Origin of the sequence: Actinokineospora terrae (genome assembly GCF_900111175.1) — a bacterium.
GTDB classification, from domain to species: domain Bacteria; phylum Actinomycetota; class Actinomycetes; order Mycobacteriales; family Pseudonocardiaceae; genus Actinokineospora; species Actinokineospora terrae.
This window is the reverse complement of the sequence record NZ_FOGI01000007.1, coordinates 477,074-496,067: the sequence shown is the minus strand read 5'-3', so window position 1 is coordinate 496,067 and position 18,994 is coordinate 477,074. Positions and strand designations below refer to the sequence as shown.

Sequence of the window (18,994 nt, the reverse complement as noted above, 5' to 3'; positions counted from 1 at the left end):
TGCTCCCTCACGAGTAGACAGGCACAGAAGCGGGCACTGGCGCGCACCCCACTGACCGCTTCTGTGCCCCTAGAACGAAACGTTCAACGCGAACGGCGAAGTTCGTCGACTTTTCGGTGCAGATCCTCGACAAGACTCATCAGCCGCGCCTGCTCTTGCGCCCACGTCACGAAGAAGTCCTGTGGCGGGTCCTCCGGCAGCGGGACCGGTTTGGGCACACTCCCCAGCGCCACATCCAACAGGTGCGTCGGGTGCAGCCCTAGCGCGATCGAGATCGCCTCAAGCGTGCGGGCACTACGCCGCCGCCGATCGGTGTCGTACTGCAACTCCCGCACGATCGCCTGCGACACCTTCGCCCGCTCCGCCAACTCCCGCTGCCGCATCCCCAACACGGCCAGTCGATCAGTGATCACCTTCGCCACACCGGCCCACCCCGTAGGCCCTCCACGCTCCAAGTGTCAGTCCCTGTCCCGGAACTGGAACACCTGAAGCCATCGACACGCTTCGATCACCCCGTACGCGGTGGAATCCAGGTTGTCGATCGCAGACCCTTCGCCGAAGGTCTCCTTCGCGAAGCTCTCCTTGACCTCTCGCGCGTAGTTGATGAGGTCATCGAGATCGGAAACCAAGGTCGGCACGAAGGCGGGCCAGCCCTGCCCCAATTCCGTCGCCCGTGCCCGGACTTCTGCCGTCGTCTGTGGGAGCCGTGACAACACGAATTGATTCCCGCCCACCGGAGCAACCTTCGGGACGTTCCGCGCGCACTCCACCGCACTCACCGCCCCAGACCTTGTGCAGATCGGTCGAACGCGCCGGGAAGATGGCGGACCTGGCCGTCAGTCCTGGCACGCTGCCGCCCCGCCCAGTCCCGCGACTGTGCTTCGAACGCCTCAGCGGCGGTGACCAGCGCCGCGACCAACCACCACGGACTTCCGGGCACGGCGGTGGCCATCTCTCGCCACAACGTCCCCACCGCCGCCGAGACGTCCGCCATGTCGTGAAGGTCCCCGCCGTCGTACCGCGAGTACGCGGCCTCCCAGCGCTCGACCAGTTCAGGCGGCATGCTCCCGATGGGGGTACCGGATGACGCGAAACCCATCACCGTCACGCCGCCTTCCCCGACGCCTCTGGCGACTTCCCGCGCGAATCAGCGCCAGCGAACCCAGTCGCCCGATAGATGTACGACAGGTACTTGAACTCCCCATTCCCCGACACGCGAGGTTCCGCCGTCAGCCCGACCAGTTCCACCGCCCGCATCCCCGGCAACGCCTCCACCGACGTCGGAACCGGCTGCACATCAGCCAACAACGTCACCTCAAACGACGCCCTCTTCGCGTTCACCTCACTCGGGTCGGTGACCGTGGCCTTCCACTGCCGCTGCCCACTCACCTCATCCACCCGCTGCCGCACCGGCCGCCCCGCCGCCCGATCCTCCCGCGACTGAAACTCCGTGTTCGGCCCTACCTCGCCCACCAACACCAACCCCTGCGGGAACGCATCAGCGAACGTGATCGGGAAACGGTGTCCCTTCGTGATCCCCATCTGCCTGGCTCCTTTGCGTCACCGGCCGCTCTTTGACCGCTGACTACAAAATCGGCTCGTTGGAAGTCCACTCTCGACACCGCTGTGGTCTCCCTTAAGATCAATAAGGCTCCATCAGTCTCGTTTTGTCTCACTCGTGGTAGCCTTGACCGCATCGAGTCACACGGAGGCGCGGTGATGGGTGAATCCGGCACGCTGTTGCGCGAGCTGCTCCGGCAACGTCGGGTGCGCGGCTATCCCAGCTTCTGCCGGGAGTACGACAAGGCCGCCGCCAAGATCGACCCTGGCTTGATGCGCGGCTACCCCAGCAAGGCGCAGTACTACCGCTGGTTGTCCGGCGAACTCATCGGCGTGCCCTACGGCGAACACTGCCGAGTCCTGGAACAGATGTTCCCGAACTGGACCGCCGAACAACTCTTCGGCCCCTCGGCTGGCGCGATCAACTTCGTCCCCGAGCCCGCCGAGGTCGCCACCGCGTCCACCCAGGCTCGTCCTGAACTCGCGGGACTCACCGCGGCTTACATCAGCCGATCCGAGTTCCACCACCAGATGCCGCCGCACAAGCTGTTCGACGGCGCCAGCAGCATCCGCATGGCAGGGCTGTCGCTCAACCTGTTGTGCCAGCAGTACCCTGACCGCGACCTAGTCGATCTCATCGAGACCGGCGCTGAGGTTCACTGCCTCTTCCTCGACCCCGACGGCGAAGCCATCCGCCGCCGCTGCGTCGAGGAAGACCACCCGGAAGACCTGCTGTCCACCCTGACCCGCGTCAACATCGAGGCCATGAAGCGCGTAGCCCTCAAACTCAGCCCCGAGGCAGCCCCACGCCTGCGCCTGCACGTCTACGACGAGACCATCCGCTTCAACATCACCATCGTCAACGACACCCTGTGCGTCGTGCAGCCCTACCTGCCCAACGGCCGAGGACTCGAATCCCCAACGCTGGTCGCCGAGAACGGCCCTAACCCGGGCCTATTCGACACCTTCAACGAGGTCTTCAACTCCTTGTGGACCCGCTCCCGCCAGGTCACCGCGTGACCGACTACCAACCACTGCTCAAGATCGCCGAAGACGCCGTCACCCTCGCCCGAGACTTGATCGACCGAGCAGGCTCCCTGTCTGTCCACGACAAGGGCGACCGCGACCGGGTGACAGACCTCGACATCGGCATCGAACGAGCCGTACGCGCCTACCTGCACGAGCAAACCCCAGACATCGGTTTCCTCGGCGAAGAAGAAGGCTCCACCGACGTCGGCCGATCCATGTGGACCCTCGACCCCATCGACGGCACCTCCAACCTGGTCCACGGCGTCCCCCTCTACGCCGTATCCCTCGCCTTGGTCGTCGACGAACGCCCCGTAGTCGCCGTCATCGACCTCCCGGCCCTGCACATGCACTACACCGCCGTATCGGGAGCCGGTGCCTACTCAGCCCACGGCCGCATGAGCACCAGCACGACCACGTCACTCGCCGATTCGTTCGTCTCACTCGGCGACTACGCCGTGGGCACCGACGCCGAGTACAAGAACCGCGACCAACTAGCCATCACCACACGCCTAGCCGACCGCGTCGAGCGGATCCGGATGTTCGGCTCAGCCGCAATCGACCTAGCCTGGGTCGCCGAAGGCCGCACCGACGCCACCGTGATCCTGTCCAACAACCCCTGGGACACCGCCGCAGGCATCCTCATCGCCACCGAAGCCGGAGCACTCGTCACCGACATCACCGGACAACCCCACAACTTCCAGTCGACAACCACCGTCGCCGCCACCCCGGGCATAGCCAACGAACTCGCGCGTCTACTCCGAGAAGACCGCCGCTGACATACATCTGCCACCGTCATCGATCCCTGCGGACATCACCCACAGGGCGTTAGTCCAGCGAATCGGCCAGCCATCAAGTCAGCTCAGCGGCTGGGACCAGTGCTGGAGTGCGCGTTCTGCCAGGAAGCGGACGAGTCCAATGTCAGGCTCAAGGTCCCTCGCTTCACGACCGTAGGGAAGCAGAGGGCCTACGTGGCCGTTGTTGAACTCTTCCTTCGTATGTACGATTCGACATCGGATTGCATATACCCGCTTCGCAACTTCTTTTTGATATATCACTCCACTAATTATCTTTCCGGCAGGATCCGCTGGCAAAGCGTGCACATCCTGCAAGACCCTAGCATTGCTCAATACAGATAGGGTCGGACCTCCCATAAGAAAACCGATAACCTGGACACTTGTCGTGGCTGCGTCAATCACCGCTTCCAGCTTATTCCTTTCGATGCCGAGATTATCTCTATTTTCATCTCCGATGGGGTATGGCGTTAGAGTTTTACGCATTGAGTTGGCATTCTGGGCTAACTTGAGATCCTCTGATGCTCTAGGCATGAAGTATTCCAGGACTTGATAATACTTGAGGTACCTTTCGAGCGAGTCCCTTCCCGCTTCACTTGCCTTTGCGTACAACATTGCAGGTATCTCTTCATACCTGCGCGTCGGAAACTTTATCGTCCTATCGGCTCGGCGATTCCGAATGGTCAGTCGGGAACTGGAATCCCAGAGCCGTAGCGAAACGCCCGAAGAACGTGTAATGCCATAAAGAAAGCTGGAGCCGTGCCCAGTAAGGATGGACTCTGCGGCAGACACGTCCGTGACCCCGAAGTTGCGCATCTCTAGGGACAGCCAGCTCCCGTATTGGTACCTGTTGCGATAGAAGCCCCCCAAGTCGCGGGTCGCGTTCGTTATTCTTAAGGTTCGTCCCGAGTTTGACGCGGAAGACTGCGGCTCTGCCGTTATAACAACCCCTTCGCTTTGAAGCAGACCGAGTACGTCACGACCGAGCGAACTTTCCCTGGAAACCTTTGCCCCAGGTTGAAGGCGGGCAATTCGGCGACCCAGAAAATTGATCATCCCAGCGTAGTCTCCCACGATTCGGGCGACTATCGTGTCGGAACCTGGATACCATAGGGCGTGGCGACCAAATATGGGACATGCGCCGTCTATGACGTTTTCAAACAAGCTTGCGTGCGCGGCTGAGCGAATTCTGCGAGCAAACAGTTCAATACGGTTGTGGTCAAGGAATGCCAGGCGCGCATCGCGTCCAGGGCCACGCTTTCCCATCCAAACTAGGTCAATATCTACGCGACCGGCCCACTTCTCCTGAAGCCTGTCTATAGCCTGAGCGTAAGTAGCCACTGGCTCTTCGGGCCAAGAATAATCTTCTTCGTAAACATCTTCAGGAACTCTTGTCATCCGAAACCCGGCTTCCGTCCGCAGCATGAAGAGTACTAAGGATGCAGGATCCTACGGGTAAACTTGGAGGGCCGCAAGGATCCTGCTTGCCAGCTGGCAAAATGAATCGAGTTTAATAGTTCAGCCAAGATTGCGCTTCCTGTATGACAAATGCCGAATTATTCCGGCTTTGGCAATTTGCTGTGATCTTCAGCTTCCGTCAGGATGATCTGAGCAGCTTCGAGCTACCTAGAACTCTGCTGAACTTGCCTCTATGGGATCAAGGCCGCGCCGCCTGCGCGGCGCGGCACCAGTGGGCCTAGCGCGTTGGGCTGGTGGTCTGGTGTCCGTCGCGCCACGGCGCGGGCTCCCGCTTCGCTCCGCCCGCGCGGGCGCGCGGCACCAGGTTGCAGCCTGGCGGTGGGAGGTGCCGCGCCACACAGGCAGCGCGGAGGACGGAGGCGTCAGCGGAGCACGCGAGGGCTTCCTCATCGGCCCGATCGTCTTACGGTGAGAGCCGGTCATCAAGAGCGCCTGACGGCGTCGCTGACGCGATGAGGCGGAGCCTCACTCTTGACAACCAGCTCTCACCGCAAGGGCGGCCGAGGACGAGGAAGCCGGGGTAGTCCAAGCCCTAGAGACGAGAACGGCGGGCCCTGGTCTCGCTGTGAGACCAGGGCCCGCCAGGCCGTCCGCAGGCCGTGAGAGGTCAGGGAGCAGCCACAAACGCCGAGAAGTGTCGAGAGGTGTTCTTGCTGGTCAGGCCCAGTTTCGCCGACAGGCCCGAGGTCGCGGGATCGCGGGCCCCACTACGTGGCGATCTGGCTGGCGATGTACCCGTAGGTCAGTCCGGGATCCACTCCAGCAGGTCCCCCGGCTGGCACTCCAGCACCCGGCACATGGCCTCCAGCGTGCTGAACCGCACGGCCTTGGCCCGGCCGTTCTTGAGGACCGCCACGTTCGCGGGCGTGAGCCCGACCCGCTCGGCGAACTCCCCCACGCTCATCTTGCGCTTGGCCAACTCGACGTCGATGCGGACCACGATCGGCATCAGATCACCGAGTCCAGGTCGGCCCGCAGCGCGGACGCCTGACGCAGGAGCGCGCGCAGGACGACCACCAGCAGCCCGACCACGGTGACGCCGACCGTCAGCAGGAACAGCAGCAGCGGCAACCCCGGATCGTCGGCGTTGAACCCGACGTAGCCGAGCACGCCGACCAGCACCACCCCACCCGCGGCGATGGCCCACACGATCGCGTCCACCCACACCAGCGAGTCCTCGCTGAAGATCCGGTCGGTCTTGACCAGGGTGAGCAGCTTCCAGGTCGACACGATCACCACCTGCACGCACAGCACCCAGAACACCGCCACCCCCGTCGCGGGCCAGCGCAGGTAGGCGAGCTCGGGGTCCTCGCGCGCCATGTGCGCGAACTGCCCCGGCAGCGACAGGGTCTGGAACAGGACCAGGACGCCGAAGAGCACGACCAGCAGGAACCGGAGCGGCAGTACCGCTCGATGCGCAGCAACCATGCATCGAGTGTCGCGGGGAATCTATCGAAAGTCAATCGCTAGCTATCGATGCTCACCCGGTGAGCAGGAAGCTGTCGACCACGCCGGTGGTGCTGGCGATGGGGGTTCCGAGCAGGCAGCCCGCGACGCTGCCGAGGTAGCTGAGCCCGGAGGTGACCTTGGTGGCGGACGCGTGCAGGTGCCTGCCCGCGGTCACCTCCCCCGTGAGGACCACGGTCTGACCGACGACGGTGGAGTTCGACCACCCGACCGTGCTCGTGTCACCGGTGCCGTCGAGCCAGGTGACGACCTCGGTCTCGGGCGGCACGCCGGGTACCACCGGCACGCACGACAGGGTGGCGCTGTTGACCGCGGTGCCGGTCGCGGTGGGGCCGACCAGGCAGGTGCCGTAGGTGTACCTGGCCGCGGCCGACACGGTCTGCGGGGTGGTGGTGACCGCTGGGGTGAACACCCGGTCGAACGTGCCCAGGCACTCGGCGTCGACCACCGCCGTCACCCGCGCGCTGGCAGGCACCCAACCAACGCCGATCAACGCGACGAACACCGCTCCGACGACGAGCGCCCGGCGCACCACAGGGACAGATCCCGACCACGTCATCCGCTACCGCCTTCGGGTCAGCCAAGCGCGGTCTGCTTGCCAGGACCCGGATCCGCGGCCCCGACCTACTCAGCCGATCGTGCTCGGGGCCGACCCGCGCGGGCAATGCGCCATCCGGATACCGGTCACGCGAGGGCCCACAGGACGAACGTCAGTCGAGGGCGCGGCGGAGGAAGCCGCGGATGCCGAGGGTGCCGAAGCCCGCGCAGGCGACGAGCATGACCAGGAGGCTGATCCAGACGGGGATGTGCGGGACCTGGGGGACCAGTTCGGCGCGCATCGCCTCGCTGACGTAGGTGAGGGGGTTGAGGGCGCACAGGACCTGGAACCAGCGGACGCTCTCCAGGCCCATCCAGGGGAACTGGGTGGAGCCGGTGAACATGAGCGGGACCAGGATCACCGCGAACAGGATGTTGATCTGCCGCGGCTGCACCGAGGTGCCGATGGTCATGCCGATCGCGGCGCCGACCAGGGAGCCGAGGACGACGATCAGCAGGACCGGGAGCCAGGCCGAGGCGGGCCAGTGCACGCCGTCGAGGATGAGGAAGCCGATGGGGATCATGACGACCGCGGCGACGACGCCGCGCAGGGCGCCGAAGAGCATCTTCTCGATCGCGACCCAGGCGATCGGGATGGGGGCGAGCAGCCGGTCCTCGATCTCGCGGGTCCAGGAGAAGTCCATGATCAGCGGCATGGTGGTGTTCTGCAGCGCGCCGAGGAAGCCGTTGAGGGCGACGATGCCGGGCAGCAGGATGGCCGCGTAGTCCGGGCCGACGTAGCCGAGGTTGGCCAGGACCTTGCCGAAGATGAACAGCGTGAAGAACGGCTGGATGATCACCTGGGCCAGGAACGGCACCAGTTCGCGGCCGGTGACGAAGGTGTCGCGCCACAGCACCGAGCCGAAGGTGCGCAGCGGCGAGGGGGCGGTGGTCATCGCAGCTCCCGGCCGGTGAGGTGGATGAAGACGTCTTCGAGGCTGGGTGTGCCGATGGACAGGTCGGTCACGTCGCACGAGGTGTCACCCAGGACTCGCAGCACGGCCGGTAGGACTACCGCTGCCTCGTGCCCGGTGTAGAGCCGGAACTGACCCGTGGGCGATGGCGCTGCCGGGGCCTCGGCGGCTTTTGCGGCTATAGCGGCCAAAGCTGCCGGTGGAAGCCCGGGAGGTAGCGCTACCGCCGGTCCACCTGAACCGATGCGCTCGACCCGTTCCACGCCGTCGATGCCCGCGAGGGCCTTCTCGACCAGCTCCACCGGGGTGTTCGCCAGGTTGACCGTGACACTCACTGTGGTGCTACCGGGCAGGCCGCGGGTAAGAGCGGCAGGAGTGTCCAACGCGAGCAGTTTGCCGTGGTCGACGATACCGACCCGGTCGCACAGCTTGGCCGCCTCGTCCATGTCGTGCGTGGTGAGCACGACCGTGACGCCCTCGGCGCGCAGGTCCTTCACCCGGTCGTGCACGAACAGCCGCGCCTGCGGGTCCAGCCCGGTGGACGGTTCGTCGAGGAACATCACCTTCGGCTGGTGCATCAGCGCCCTGGCGATCATCACCCGCTGCGCCTGCCCGCCGGAGACGATGTCGATCTTGTCCTTGGCCCGGTCGGCCAGGCCCATCCGGTCCAGGATCTCGTCGGCGCGCGCGTTGCGCTCGGCGCGCGGGACACCGTGGTAGGCGGCGTGGAACAGCAGGTTCTGCCGGATGTTGAGCGATCTGTCCAGGTTGTTGCGCTGCGGCACCACGGCCAGCAGCTGCCGGGCCCGGCGCGCGTCGCGGACGACGTCGACACCGTGCACCGACGCCTGCCCGGCGGTCGGCAGCACCCGGGTGGTCAACACCCCGACGGTGGTCGTCTTCCCGGCGCCGTTGGGTCCCAGCAAGCCGAACACCTCGCCCGCCTCGACGCCGAAGCTCAGGCCGTCCACCGCGGGCTTGGGGTTCTTCTTGTACAGCTTGACAAGGTCGCTGACCTCGACTGCTCTCACCGGGCAACCATATGCCCGGAGTCAACCGAGTTGGCGGATGTTCGCTGTGGAGTGAACGGAAATGCCGCTACCAACCGGACGGAAGCGGCCTTCCCTCGGCGAACCCCGCTGCGGACTGGACACCGACGACCGCGCGGTCGTGCAGTTCCTCCAGGTTGCCCGCCCCCGCGTACGTGCACGCCGAGCGGACGCCTGAGCAGATCCCGTCGAGCAGGTCCTCCACGCCGGGCGCCTTGGGGTCCAGCCGCATCCTGGACGAGGAGATGCCCTCCTCGAACAGCGCCTTGCGCGCCCGGTCGAACCCGCTGTCGGCCCGGGTGCGCGCCGACACCGCGCGCTTGGAGGCCATGCCGAAGGATTCCTTGTACGGGCGGCCTTGTTCGTCGCGCAGCAGGTCGCCGGGCGACTCGTAGGTGCCCGCGAACCACGAGCCGACCATCACCGACGACGCGCCCGCGGCCAGCGCCAGCGCCACGTCCCTCGGGTGCCGGACGCCGCCGTCCGCCCACACGTGCCTGCCCAGCGAGCGCGCCTCGGCCGCGCACTCCAGCACCGCGGAGAACTGCGGTCGGCCGACGCCGGTCATCATGCGGGTGGTGCACATCGCGCCGGGCCCGACGCCGACCTTGACCACGTCGGCGCCCGCGTCCACCAGGTCGCGCACGCCCTGCGCGGTGACCACGTTGCCCGCCACCACCGGCACGCCCGGGTTCAGCGCCCGCACGCTCTTCAAGGCGGACAGCATCTTCTCCTGGTGGCCGTGCGCGGTGTCGACCACCAGCGTGTCCACACCGGACTCCAGCAGCGCCGCCGCCTTGGCGGCCACATCGCCGTTCACGCCCACCGCCGCGGCGATCCGCAACCGGCCCGCCGCGTCCTTGGCGGGCGCGTAGATGTCCGCGCGCAACGCGCCCACGCCGGTGAGCACGCCCGCGAGCCGCCCCTGCGGGTCGACGGCCAGCGCGACCCGCGCGGAGTGGTCGTGCAGCGAGTCGAAGACCGACCGCGGCGGGCTGTCCACCGGCAGGATCACGATCGCGCGGTCGGCGACCTCACCCACCCTGGTGAACCGGTCCACGCCCAGGCACGCGGCCTCGTCGACGACCCCGACCGGGCGACCCTCGCCGTCGACGACGACCACCGCGCCGTGCGCCCGCTTCGGCAGCAGGTTCAGCGCGTCGGCGACCGAGTCGTTCGCGGTCAGCACCAGCGGCGTGTCCCACGCGAGGTGCCGCGACTTCACCCAGGTCACGATGTCGCCGACAGCGGCGGGGTCGACGTCCTGGGGCAGCACGACCAGGCCACCGCGGCGGGCGACCGTCTCGGCCATCCTGCGCCCGGCGACCGCGGTCATGTTCGCCACGACGATCGGGATCGTGGCGCCGGTGCCGTCGGAGGTGCCCAGGTCGACGTCGAACCGGCTGGTGACCGCGGAGCGGCCGGGCACCAGGAAGACGTCGTCGTAGGTCAGGTCGTGGGCGGGCTCGCCGTTGAGGAAGCGCACCCCCGTCACGGTACGGGGTGCGCCCGGGGTTCCGCCGGGTTCTCCGACCACTCCAGCGTGATACCGGCTATCCCGCTGTCGACCCCTGGGTAGTACGCACTCACGACGTACCCCCGATCGCAGTAGAGGTCCGCGGACACCGAGGGCGGGCGCATGTCGTTGGTCCGCACCTCTTGCACGCACCGGGCAGGCGGGTCGCCGGGCGGTAGCTCTAACTGCAACAGGAAGGGGCCACTGGGTTCGCGGAAGATCCGGTAGTAGCCGGGACACTCCAGCTCGGACTTGTCCTCCAGCGAGTAGCTGAGCACCACGGTGTCGCCCTCGGCGAGCCCCCGGTCGAACATCAGCTCGAAGGCCACGCAGATCCCCTTGCGCCGCACCCGGCCGAGGCGGCAGCCGTCCCCGGCCACGATCCGCACGCGGTCGATGTCGCAGTCGGGCTCGCCGTGGTAGACGGCGATGTAGCGGTCGATGCCCTGCTCGCGCGCGACGCTCACCAACCTGGTGTGGATGCGGCCCTGGGTGCGGTCGGCGGCGATGCTGACCCGCTCGTGGGTCATCCGCAGCTCCAGGCCCGCGTTGCAGCGCTCCGGGTCGACGCCCAGCTGAGCCAGCAGCTCCCGGGTGGTCGGCCCGGCCACCACGATCTCGGCGAACGACGCGGACGGCTTGCGGGTCCGGGTGCCGCGCTGGCGGGGTCCGATGAGCACGACGAGCGAGTCGGCGGGCAGGCCGAGCACGATCTCCAGCCCGCGCACGGCGGACAGCGCGTGCGGCATGTCCGGGTGACGGAGACCGCGCTGCCAGTAACTGAGAGTGGACTCGGCGACGGTCACCTCGATGCGCGCCAGGTGCGCCCGCAGCCGGGCCAGGGACAGGCCCCGGTGCTCGATCGCCGTGCGCAGGGCCACGTGGAACGGGCCGCGGCGCAGTGCGTCGGCCAGCGCGTCAGCGGTCACGGCGACTCCGGGACATTCTCGAACGGGTGAATAGTGGTGAACGTTCACAGTAGCCACGCACTACCGGTGGGTAAAGGTGCGCCGTCGCGCTGGAACGGTCCGGGAGCCCTTGCGCGGCCCTTGTCGCCCGAAACGCGGTGATCGCACTCTTCCGTGCACTCCACCCTGCGTCTTCAGGAGGCACAATGTCCCGCCCCGCGACCCGCTCGGCGCTGGCGGCCACCCTCGTGGCCGTCCTCGCCTGGCTGGTCAGCTCCCCGGCGTCGGCCCAGGCGGCCGCCGCGTTCACCATGCAGGCCCAGCAGCAGACCAACTGGTGCTGGGCGGCGTCCGGCACGTCGATCGCCGCGTCCCACGGCGTGAACGTGTCCCAGAACAACTTCTGCGCGCTGGCCAAGAACCGCAGCACCGGCACGCAGTGCCCCAACGACCAGGCGGACCTGGCCCAGGTCCGCAACGGCTTCTCCCGGCTGGGCTTCAGCAGCCCGGGTTCCTACGTCTACAACACGATCAGCTACTCGGCGGTGCAGTCCCAGCTCAACGCCGCGCAGCCGATCGAGACCCGGATCCTGTGGAAGTCCGGCGGCGGCCACATGCACGTGCTCTACGGCTTCGACTCGGCCAAGAGCTGGGTCTACTGGGGCGACCCGTGGCCGGACAACTACCGCTACAACTGGGCCACCTACAGCTACTACGTCAACAACTCCAGCTTCTCGTGGACCCACACCCTGACCGGAATCAGGCGGTGAACGGCATGCGCAAGATCCTCACAACCCTCGCTCTCACCGCAATCGGAGTCCTAGGCCTATCCGGCTACGCGGGCGCCGACCCGGTCGAAGGCGCTGTTACACCGGCCGACAGCGCTAAGGCCCAAGCAGCCGCGAGCGCACCTGACGTCACCGCCACCGTGGGCAAGTTCCTCGGGGTCTCCGGCCTCGCCGCCCCACAGGTCGGGGGGACATCAGTCCCGGTATACGAACTCAGCCCCGACTTCGTATCCGGCCGCTCCCCCAAGGTCGGCCGCCTCGCTTACGTCGCCGTCCCCGCAACCGCAGGTAGCTCTACCGCCTCGGTTTGGACGGTCCGCTCACCTTCCGGCGCGTGGACCGTCGCCAACATCGCGGCGGGCGACTTGGAGTTCCGCAACGCGGGCAAGGTCCCCGCGGGCGCACTCTTGCTCCGCGAACCGCAAACCAACGCTTGGTACGCGGTCACGGGTAGCACCATCCGGTCGCTGGCTACTGGGAAGGTGCAGTCGCTGTCGCAGTACCAGCGGGACGTAGCCGCCCGCTATGGCGACAAGATGCCGGGGTCTGCTTACGACCGGTCTGGGCTCGCGGGTGGGTTTGCTTCCCCGAGCACGGGGGTGGTTAGCCCTACCGGTGGCGGTAGCACGCCTTGGGCTGTGCTTGGGGTTCTGGTTCTTGGCGTCGCCGCGGTGGTTGCTATGACTACTGGGCCTGCGTTGCGACGACGTTAAGGGGTGGCGGGTGGCGGTGGTTCTGGGCTTGAGGAGGTCCCGGGATCGCCGCCATCCGCTGTTGTTCGTTGGAGTTGTCCACAGGGTGCCTGGTCGGTCGGCCCGTTCTGTTGGCGCTTCCCGGTAGGCTGTATATCGGGGGCTGCTTTGAGCGGTTTGATCTTGAGCTGAGTGGATCTGGCTCTCGGTCTCGCCTGCGGCGTCGACGATCAACGCCTCGCCTGCGGCATTGGCCGGGGCGCGAGTTTCGAGCTTTGCTCGATGGGGCGAACTTGTTTTGCGCGGGGCCCCTACGGCACCCGGGCAGAACCACAAAGCAGGGGCCTAAAAGCAGGCCCTGCCACGTGGACGACGCTACGAGTGCCGTCCCCCCACACAAAACAAGTCCACCCCATCGAGCCGGCCTGGCACCAGCGACTCCGAGGAGCGCGTGGCTGGCCAACGTCGTAGAGGGGCACGTTGGGACCAATGCCTGCGGGGGGCACGTGAGGGCGAACGGCCGTAGTGGGTGCGTTGGGGGCAGTGATCGTGCAGGACTCTGGGGGAGAGAAATCGGTGTTTGTGGGTGAGGGGTTAGGGGGTCAGCATGGAGCGGAGGGTGGTGATGGTATCGGCTTCGGTGGGGGATTTGTCGGGGCGGTAGCGGAGTACGCGGGCGAAGCGGAGGGCTATGCCGCCGGGGTAGCGGGGGCTGGGTTGGGTGCCGTCCAGGGCTATTTCCACTACTAGTTCGGGGCGGAGGGTGATGGACCAACTATCAGCAGCGGATTGGTAGTGGGGGAAGGTTTCGGTTTGCCAGCGGAGCAATTCGTCGGTGAGGCCTTTGAAGGTTTTGCCTACCATGATCGGGGGGCCGCCGTCGGGGTCTCGGGCGGCTAGGTGGAGGTTGGAGAGGTAGCCGGTTCGGCGGCCGTGGCCCCATTCCGCGCCGATCACTATCAGGTCCAGGGTGTGGACGGGTTTGATCTTTTGCCAGGCTTTGCCCCGGCGGCCTGCGGCGTATACCGAGGACAGGTCCTTGACCATCACGCCTTCGTGGCCGTCGGACAGGGCGCGGGCGGCCAAGTCCTCGGCTTCCTCGGGCGATGGGTCCACCACACCCGGGATGACGTGCTGACCGACTGCGGTGCGCAGGGCGGATAGGCGGTCGCGGAGTGGTCGATCAATCAGATCCGCACCGTCCAGGTGGAGGCAGTCGAAGAAGAACGGGTGCAGCAGGAGGGCTTTGACCTGTTCCTCGGCGGTGCTGCCGAAGCGGCTCATGGTGTCCTGGAAGCGGCGGGGGCGGCCGTCGTCGGTGATTGCCAGGGTTTCGCCGTCGAGGACCGCCGTGGTGCAGGGCAGGGCGCGGACCAGGGCGACCAGCTCGGGGACGCTGTCGGTGATCTCGCGCAGGGAGCGGGTGTAGATCGTCACCCGGTCGGGGGTCTTGTGCACCTGGATCCGCGCGCCGTCCAGTTTGTACTCGACCGAGCACGGGGTGAGCTGGGTCAGCGCGTCCGCGAGGGACTCCCCCGGCGAGGCCAGCATCGGGCGGACCGGGCGGTGGAGTTCAAGACCGATAGCGGCCAAGTCGCCGCCGGTTAGGGCTACCGAGGCGGTGGCGGGTAGGCGGCCGGAGAGCATGAACGCGCGGCGGACGGCGGCGATCGGGGCCTCCGCTGCCTTGGCCACCGCGTCGAGCATGACGCCTTCGAGGGCGCCCTGGCGGAGTTCGCCGGTGAGCAGGGCGATCAGGAACGCCTTCTCCGGCTCGGTCGCGGCGCCGAACAGGTCGTCGAGCAGCGCCCGGCGGGTGGCGGTGGAGCCCTTGCCGGTGGTCCGCGCCAGCTCCGTCAGCGCGGTGTCGACCTGGGTGACGGTCAGCGTGGCGGCGGCCGCGGGCGGGTGGTCGAGCGCCACCAGCGTCCGCCAGCCGGTGCCGATCCGGCCCTGGACGGGGGCGCCGGTGAGGAACCCGACGAGCGGGGCGATCTCCTCGGCCGAGGCGCGGCGCAGCACGGCAGCGAGGGTGTCGACTTTGGCCAGGCGCGACCGGGTGCCGCCCACCTCGGCGGAGGCGGCCACCACATCGGTCAGGGTCAGCATGTGCCCATGGTGCCCCGGTGCACTGACAACCGCAGCCGAAAGAAGATCGGAACCGGACCCAACCCCGGCCACACCCGCGCGTCTACCTGGATGAGCCCCTCGTACCCAGTGGAGCCCTCCTGATGCGTCTCATCCTCGCCGCAGTCCTCACCTTGGCCGCCGCGGTGTTGTCCGGGTGTGCCGACCGCACACCGCCCAGCGCCGAACCCAGGAGCCGGATCGCGATCCCGATACCGCCACCGGTGCACCAGGCCACCGAGGCGTCCCCGCTGCGCTCTCCACAGTGGATGGTCAGAGCGCGCTGACCGAGGCGATCTCCGCGACCGCGGCGCGCAGCCGGTCCACCGACAGGGCCGCGTAGCCGAGCACCAGCCCGGGGAAGGGACTGGTCGACAGCGCGTACCCGGACAGCGCCGGTGCGTTGATCCCGCGCCTGGCCAACTCGACCTGCAACGCCCGGTCGTCAGTGCCTTCGGGAAGCCGTAGCACCAGGTGCAACCCCGCGGCCACGCCGTGCGGCTGCCAGTCCGGTAGTTCACCCGCGACAGCAGCGAGCAGCGCGTCGCGACGACGCCGGTAGAGCTGACGGCTGCGGCGCAGGTGTCGGTCGTACCCGCCAGAGCGCAGCAAATGTGCCAACGCGGCCTGGGGCATCGGGGAGCAGCCCAGGTCCGACAGGCGCTTGTGGTCGACCACCCGGTCCCGCAGCGCGGCGGGGACGACCATCCACCCCAGCCGGATCGCGGGCGCCAAGACCTTGCTGACGCTGCCGAGGTAGACGACCCGGTCGCGGTCAAGAACCTGCGTTGTCCCTACCGCTGGCCGGTCGTACCGGTGCTCGGCGTCGTAGTCGTCCTCTAGGACATACCCGTCGCGTTCGCGTGCCCAGCTCACCAAGGCTCGCCGACGCTGGGGGCTCAGGACGACGCCTAGAGGGAACTGGTGCGCCGAGGTGACCAGCACCGCACGGCACCCCGTGCGCGGCAACAGGTCCACCCGCATGCCGTCTTCGTCTACCGGCACCGGAACCGGCCGCAACCCGTGCGCCGCTAGAGCCTCCGCAGCCCCAGGGTGGGTCGGATCTTCCACCGCGATGGTCCGGTGACCGTCCGCCCGCAGGATCTGCGCCATCAGCGACTGGCTCTCCGCGACGCCGTGCGTGACGACGACATCGGCCGCCTCGACCGCCCTGGCACGTCCCAGGTAGCCGGCGAGCTCGGTGCGCAACGCCGGTAGACCTGCCGGGTCCGGGTAGCCCAGGTCGTCGTCGGTCAGTGTCGCCAAGCCCGCTCGCATCGCCGCCTGCCACTCGGACCGGGGGAACGCCGAGAGAGCGGGCACGCCTGGCCGGAGGTCATAGCGCCACCGAGTCTGGGTCTTCACCGGCGGAGGTGACGCTGCCTCCGAACTCGCGGGCGTGGTGGCCACGGTCGTCCCCGAGCCGTGCTTCGCGCGCAGATACCCCTCGGCGACGAGTTGGGCGTAGACGGAGCTGACAGTCCCCCGCGACAGGCCGAGCTGCACGGCTAGGTCGCGTGTGGACGGCAACCGCGTCCCTTGCGGCAGCCTCCCGTCGCGGATCGCGGCTCGCACCGCTGCCTCTAGCGCGCGACCACGCTGACCGCGCCCGACCTCGGCCAGGCCGGGGACGAGCAACTCGCGGAAGGAGGACATGTCCCCAGCCTACGGGCCACCCCGGCCGGACCGGCACGAGCAAGTGGACCAGTCCACATACCGCGAAGTGGAGCTGTTGTCGGGTCCACTTCCGGGCGACGCTGGGCAGGTGCCCACCTCCCGCTACCGCCTGGCCATCGGCGCAGGCCTGCTCACCTCGGCCATGATCGGCGGTTCCGTCCCGCTGTCCGGCATGCTCGTGGACTACCCGCTGCTGACCGGCCAGTCGGCGCGCTACGGCGTCGGCGCGATCCTGCTCGCCGCGTGGGCGCTCGCCAGGCGCGTGCCGCTCACGGCCCCGAAGGCCAGGGACGTCCCCGCGCTGCTGGCGATCGTCGCCGTCGGCATGCTCGGCTTCAACGCCTTCATGATCACCGCCCAGCACCACGCCGAACCCGGCCTGGTCGCGGCCGTCCTCGGCGGCAGCCCGCTCGTGTTGGCGGTCGTCGCGCCGCTCATGGCCAAGCGCAGGCCGTCCGCGCAGCCGCTCGTAGGAGCGGCCGTGGTCGTCGCGGGCGTGGTTGTGCTGTCCGGCGGCGGTAGCTGGGAGGGCCCTGGGTTGCTGCTAGCGGTCCTGACCATGCTGTGCGAGGCCGGTTTCACCCTGTTCGCGGTAAGGGTTGTCGGCAGGCTCGGCGGGCTTTCCGTGGCGTTGTGGTGCCACATCATCGCGGCCGTTGTCGGTGCCTGCCTGGCCGTGGTCTACGAGCCATGGCAGACACCGACCAATCGCGAGTGGACAGCGCTATCGGTCGTCGCTGTGTTGACCGTCGTCGCTTTCGTCATCTGGTACCAGGCCGTGAACGTCCTGGGGGCCGACCGCGCCGGAGTGCTCATCGGGGTGATGCCCGCGGCAGGACTGGCTGTGTCGATCGCGGTCGGCTCCCAGAGCTTGACGCTGACGGGCGTGGCGGGTGTCGTAGTAGTAGGGGCGGGCTGCGTGATCGGCCTGCTTACCCGTTCCCCTTGGCCATCCGCAGCACGTCGAGCGCCTCGTCCAGCTGTTGCTCCGTCAGCTTCCCCGCCGCCACGTGACCCCGTTCGATGACGACGTCGCGGATGGTCTTGCGCTCCTTGAGCGACTGCTTGGCGATCGAGGCCGCCTCCTCGTAGCCCAGGAAGCCGTTGAGCGGGGTCACGATCGACGGCGAGCCCTCGGCGTACTCGCGCAGCCGCTCGACGTCCGGCGCTACCCCGGCGACGACCTTCTCGGCCAGCAGCCTGGCCACCGCGGCCAGCAGCCGCGCCGACTCCAGCACGTTGCGGGCGATCACCGGCAGCATCACGTTGAGCTGGAAGTTGCCCTGGCTGCCCGCGAACGCCACCGCGGCGTCGTTGCCGATGACCTGGGCGACCACCATCATCGTCGCCTCGGGGATGACCGGGTTCACCTTGCCCGGCATGATCGACGAGCCCGGTTGCAGGTCGGGCAGGGCCAGCTCGGCCAGGCCGGTGCGCGGTCCGGAGCCCAGCCAGCGCAGGTCGTTGGCGATCTTGAACAGCGACACCGCGACCGTGCGCAGCTGCCCGGACGCCTCCACCACCGAGTCCTGGGTGGCCTGCGCCTCGAAGTGGTCGCGCGCCTCGGTCACCGGCAGCGCGGTCACCTCGGCCAGTTCCGCCGACACCGCCGCGCCGAACCCGCGCGGCGCGTTGAGCCCGCTGCCCACCGCGGTCCCGCCGATCGGCAGCTCACCCAGCCGGGGCAGCACGGACCGGAGCCGCTCGACGCCGTAGCGGACCTGCGCCGCCCACGCCCCGGCCTCCTGGCCCAGGGTGATCGGCACCGCGTCCATCAGGTGCGTGCGGCCGGACTTGACGACCTCGCCCCACTCGGCCGCGCGGGCCTCGACGGCCGCCGCGAGCTGCTCCAGCGCCGGGATGACGTCGGTGACCACGGCCTCGGTCGCGGCCAGGTGCAGCGTGGTCGGGAAGGTGTCGTTGGACGACTGCGAGGCGTTGACGTGGTCGTTGGGGTGCACGTCGCGGCCGAGCGCCCGGCTGGCCAGGGTCGCGATGACCTCGTTGGCGTTCATGTTGGACGAGGTGCCCGAGCCGGTCTGGAACACGTCGATCGGGAAGTGTTCGTCGTGCGCGCCCTCGGCGACCTCGGTGGCGGCGGCCGCGATCGCGGCGGCCACGTCGGCGGGCAGCACCCCCAGCCTGCCGTTGACCCGCGCCGCGGCGGCCTTGAGCAGGCCGAGCGCGCGGATCTGCGCCCGTTCCAGGCCGCGCCCGGAGATCGGGAAGTTCGCCACGGCCCGTTGCGTCTGCGCCCGCCACAGCGCCTCGGCCGGGACCCTGACCTCACCCATGGTGTCGTGCTCGATGCGGAACTCGCCCATGCCCGCCAGTGTCGTCGCCCCGCCAGTCGACGGCATGGTCGGCTTCCCCACACCCCGGTTCGCGGCAATAGGGTGG

At 68.0% G+C, this 18,994-nt stretch carries 21 protein-coding genes; 6 read left to right on the top strand and 15 right to left on the bottom strand.

What is annotated here, in order from left to right; translation table 11 throughout:
• Positions 1–83: 83 nt before the first annotated feature.
• The 4 genes from BMY07_RS18760 to BMY07_RS18745 are packed head-to-tail and all read right to left on the bottom strand — an operon-like array spanning position 84 to position 1,542.
• The gene (locus tag BMY07_RS18760) at positions 84–422 is read right to left on the bottom strand and encodes a helix-turn-helix domain-containing protein (protein ID WP_425426323.1); all 339 of its coding nucleotides are present in this window, start codon (positions 420–422) and stop codon (positions 84–86) included.
• Positions 423–458: 36 nt separating this feature from the next.
• A complete protein-coding gene (locus BMY07_RS18755) occupies positions 459–779 on the bottom strand; it encodes a hypothetical protein (RefSeq protein ID WP_143073544.1) in 321 nt (106 codons plus the stop codon).
• Positions 776–1,063 (bottom strand): hypothetical protein, encoded by a 288-nt coding sequence (locus BMY07_RS18750; RefSeq protein WP_143073543.1) that lies wholly within the window; start codon positions 1,061–1,063, stop codon positions 776–778. The genes BMY07_RS18755 and BMY07_RS18750 overlap by 4 nt, the downstream gene beginning before the upstream one ends.
• Before the next feature lie 41 nt (positions 1,064–1,104).
• Complete coding sequence (locus tag BMY07_RS18745) at positions 1,105–1,542, bottom strand: hypothetical protein (RefSeq protein ID WP_092779940.1); 438 nt, start codon at positions 1,540–1,542, stop codon at positions 1,105–1,107.
• Between the two features lie 177 nt (positions 1,543–1,719).
• Between BMY07_RS18745 and BMY07_RS18740 the strand changes: the two genes are divergently transcribed.
• Both BMY07_RS18740 and BMY07_RS18735 read left to right on the top strand, forming a co-directional pair.
• Positions 1,720–2,580, top strand: coding sequence for a DUF5919 domain-containing protein (locus tag BMY07_RS18740; RefSeq protein ID WP_092779938.1), 861 nt, complete (start codon positions 1,720–1,722; stop codon positions 2,578–2,580).
• Complete coding sequence (locus tag BMY07_RS18735) at positions 2,577–3,365, top strand: inositol monophosphatase family protein (protein WP_092780083.1); 789 nt, start codon at positions 2,577–2,579, stop codon at positions 3,363–3,365. The genes BMY07_RS18740 and BMY07_RS18735 overlap by 4 nt, the downstream gene beginning before the upstream one ends.
• A gap of 78 nt (positions 3,366–3,443) precedes the next feature.
• Here the strand turns inward: BMY07_RS18735 and BMY07_RS33765 are convergent, their stop codons facing one another.
• The 8 genes from BMY07_RS33765 to BMY07_RS18700 form a co-directional block, all read right to left on the bottom strand.
• On the bottom strand, positions 3,444–3,995 hold the full coding sequence (locus BMY07_RS33765; protein WP_143073542.1) for a hypothetical protein: 552 nt from the start codon (positions 3,993–3,995) through the stop codon (positions 3,444–3,446).
• A 1,606-nt stretch (positions 3,996–5,601) separates the two neighbouring features.
• Positions 5,602–5,808, bottom strand: a complete 207-nt coding sequence (locus BMY07_RS18730; protein ID WP_092779936.1) for a helix-turn-helix domain-containing protein — start codon at positions 5,806–5,808, stop codon at positions 5,602–5,604.
• Positions 5,808–6,287, bottom strand: coding sequence for a DUF2975 domain-containing protein (locus BMY07_RS18725; RefSeq protein WP_092779933.1), 480 nt, complete (start codon positions 6,285–6,287; stop codon positions 5,808–5,810). Before BMY07_RS18725 ends, BMY07_RS18730 begins: the two co-directional genes overlap by 1 nt.
• A 52-nt stretch (positions 6,288–6,339) precedes the next feature.
• Positions 6,340–6,885 (bottom strand): hypothetical protein, encoded by a 546-nt coding sequence (locus BMY07_RS18720; RefSeq protein WP_177215634.1) that lies wholly within the window; start codon positions 6,883–6,885, stop codon positions 6,340–6,342.
• Positions 6,886–7,036: 151 nt separating this feature from the next.
• Positions 7,037–7,819: an ABC transporter permease gene (locus tag BMY07_RS18715; protein ID WP_092779929.1), complete on the bottom strand. Its 783-nt coding sequence runs from the start codon at positions 7,817–7,819 to the stop codon at positions 7,037–7,039.
• A complete protein-coding gene (locus tag BMY07_RS18710; RefSeq protein WP_092779927.1) occupies positions 7,816–8,868 on the bottom strand; it encodes an ABC transporter ATP-binding protein in 1,053 nt (350 codons plus the stop codon). The genes BMY07_RS18715 and BMY07_RS18710 overlap by 4 nt, the downstream gene beginning before the upstream one ends.
• Positions 8,869–8,935: 67 nt before the next feature.
• Entirely contained in the window at positions 8,936–10,372 is a 1,437-nt protein-coding gene (locus BMY07_RS18705; protein ID WP_092780081.1) for a GuaB1 family IMP dehydrogenase-related protein, read from the bottom strand.
• Between the two features lie 5 nt (positions 10,373–10,377).
• Entirely contained in the window at positions 10,378–11,331 is a 954-nt protein-coding gene (locus tag BMY07_RS18700; RefSeq protein WP_092779925.1) for a hypothetical protein, read from the bottom strand.
• Between the two features lie 185 nt (positions 11,332–11,516).
• On the opposite strand from BMY07_RS18700, the gene BMY07_RS18695 reads away from it, so the two are divergent.
• Positions 11,517–12,080 carry a papain-like cysteine protease family protein gene (locus BMY07_RS18695; RefSeq protein ID WP_092779923.1) on the top strand — a complete coding sequence of 188 codons (564 nt, stop codon included), beginning with the start codon at positions 11,517–11,519 and terminating at the stop codon, positions 12,078–12,080.
• 5 nt (positions 12,081–12,085) lie between these two features.
• Complete coding sequence (locus tag BMY07_RS33760; protein WP_143073540.1) at positions 12,086–12,811, top strand: hypothetical protein; 726 nt, start codon at positions 12,086–12,088, stop codon at positions 12,809–12,811.
• A 573-nt stretch (positions 12,812–13,384) separates the two neighbouring features.
• Here the strand turns inward: BMY07_RS33760 and BMY07_RS18690 are convergent.
• Positions 13,385–14,896 carry an ATP-dependent DNA ligase gene (locus tag BMY07_RS18690; RefSeq protein WP_092780079.1) on the bottom strand — a complete coding sequence of 504 codons (1,512 nt, stop codon included), beginning with the start codon at positions 14,894–14,896 and terminating at the stop codon, positions 13,385–13,387.
• A gap of 125 nt (positions 14,897–15,021) precedes the next feature.
• On the opposite strand from BMY07_RS18690, the gene BMY07_RS18685 reads away from it, so the two are divergent.
• The gene (locus BMY07_RS18685; RefSeq protein WP_092779921.1) at positions 15,022–15,204 is read left to right on the top strand and encodes a hypothetical protein; all 183 of its coding nucleotides are present in this window, start codon (positions 15,022–15,024) and stop codon (positions 15,202–15,204) included.
• On the opposite strand, the gene pdxR is transcribed toward BMY07_RS18685, so the two are convergent.
• Positions 15,191–16,573 carry a MocR-like pyridoxine biosynthesis transcription factor PdxR gene (pdxR, locus tag BMY07_RS18680; RefSeq protein WP_092779919.1) on the bottom strand — a complete coding sequence of 461 codons (1,383 nt, stop codon included), beginning with the start codon at positions 16,571–16,573 and terminating at the stop codon, positions 15,191–15,193. The two genes, BMY07_RS18685 and pdxR, sit on opposite strands and share 14 nt — an antisense overlap.
• Here pdxR and BMY07_RS18675 point away from each other — a divergent pair.
• Entirely contained in the window at positions 16,572–17,621 is a 1,050-nt protein-coding gene (locus BMY07_RS18675) for a DMT family transporter (protein ID WP_092779917.1), read from the top strand. The genes pdxR and BMY07_RS18675 overlap by 2 nt on opposite strands.
• Here the strand turns inward: BMY07_RS18675 and BMY07_RS18670 are convergent.
• Positions 17,527–18,918 carry a class II fumarate hydratase gene (locus BMY07_RS18670; protein ID WP_092779915.1) on the bottom strand — a complete coding sequence of 464 codons (1,392 nt, stop codon included), beginning with the start codon at positions 18,916–18,918 and terminating at the stop codon, positions 17,527–17,529. The genes BMY07_RS18675 and BMY07_RS18670 overlap by 95 nt on opposite strands.
• Between the last annotated feature and the right edge of the window lie 76 nt (positions 18,919–18,994).

Coding starts and splice junctions, on each gene's coding strand:
- BMY07_RS18730 (WP_092779936.1), bottom strand. CDS start 5,808: ATGCCGATCGTGGTCCGCATCGACGTCGAGTTGGCCAAGCGCAAGATG.
- BMY07_RS33765 (WP_143073542.1), bottom strand. CDS start 3,995: ATGTTGTACGCAAAGGCAAGTGAAGCGGGAAGGGACTCGCTCGAAAGG.
- BMY07_RS18695 (WP_092779923.1), top strand. CDS start 11,517: ATGTCCCGCCCCGCGACCCGCTCGGCGCTGGCGGCCACCCTCGTGGCC.
- pdxR (WP_092779919.1), bottom strand. CDS start 16,573: ATGTCCTCCTTCCGCGAGTTGCTCGTCCCCGGCCTGGCCGAGGTCGGG.
- BMY07_RS18725 (WP_092779933.1), bottom strand. CDS start 6,287: ATGGTTGCTGCGCATCGAGCGGTACTGCCGCTCCGGTTCCTGCTGGTC.
- BMY07_RS33760 (WP_143073540.1), top strand. CDS start 12,086: ATGCGCAAGATCCTCACAACCCTCGCTCTCACCGCAATCGGAGTCCTA.
- BMY07_RS18670 (WP_092779915.1), bottom strand. CDS start 18,918: ATGGGCGAGTTCCGCATCGAGCACGACACCATGGGTGAGGTCAGGGTC.
- BMY07_RS18720 (WP_177215634.1), bottom strand. CDS start 6,885: ATGACGTGGTCGGGATCTGTCCCTGTGGTGCGCCGGGCGCTCGTCGTC.
- BMY07_RS18715 (WP_092779929.1), bottom strand. CDS start 7,819: ATGACCACCGCCCCCTCGCCGCTGCGCACCTTCGGCTCGGTGCTGTGG.
- BMY07_RS18740 (WP_092779938.1), top strand. CDS start 1,720: ATGGGTGAATCCGGCACGCTGTTGCGCGAGCTGCTCCGGCAACGTCGG.
- BMY07_RS18745 (WP_092779940.1), bottom strand. CDS start 1,542: ATGGGGATCACGAAGGGACACCGTTTCCCGATCACGTTCGCTGATGCG.
- BMY07_RS18685 (WP_092779921.1), top strand. CDS start 15,022: ATGCGTCTCATCCTCGCCGCAGTCCTCACCTTGGCCGCCGCGGTGTTG.
- BMY07_RS18750 (WP_143073543.1), bottom strand. CDS start 1,063: ATGCCGCCTGAACTGGTCGAGCGCTGGGAGGCCGCGTACTCGCGGTAC.
- BMY07_RS18675 (WP_092779917.1), top strand. CDS start 16,572: ATGTCCCCAGCCTACGGGCCACCCCGGCCGGACCGGCACGAGCAAGTG.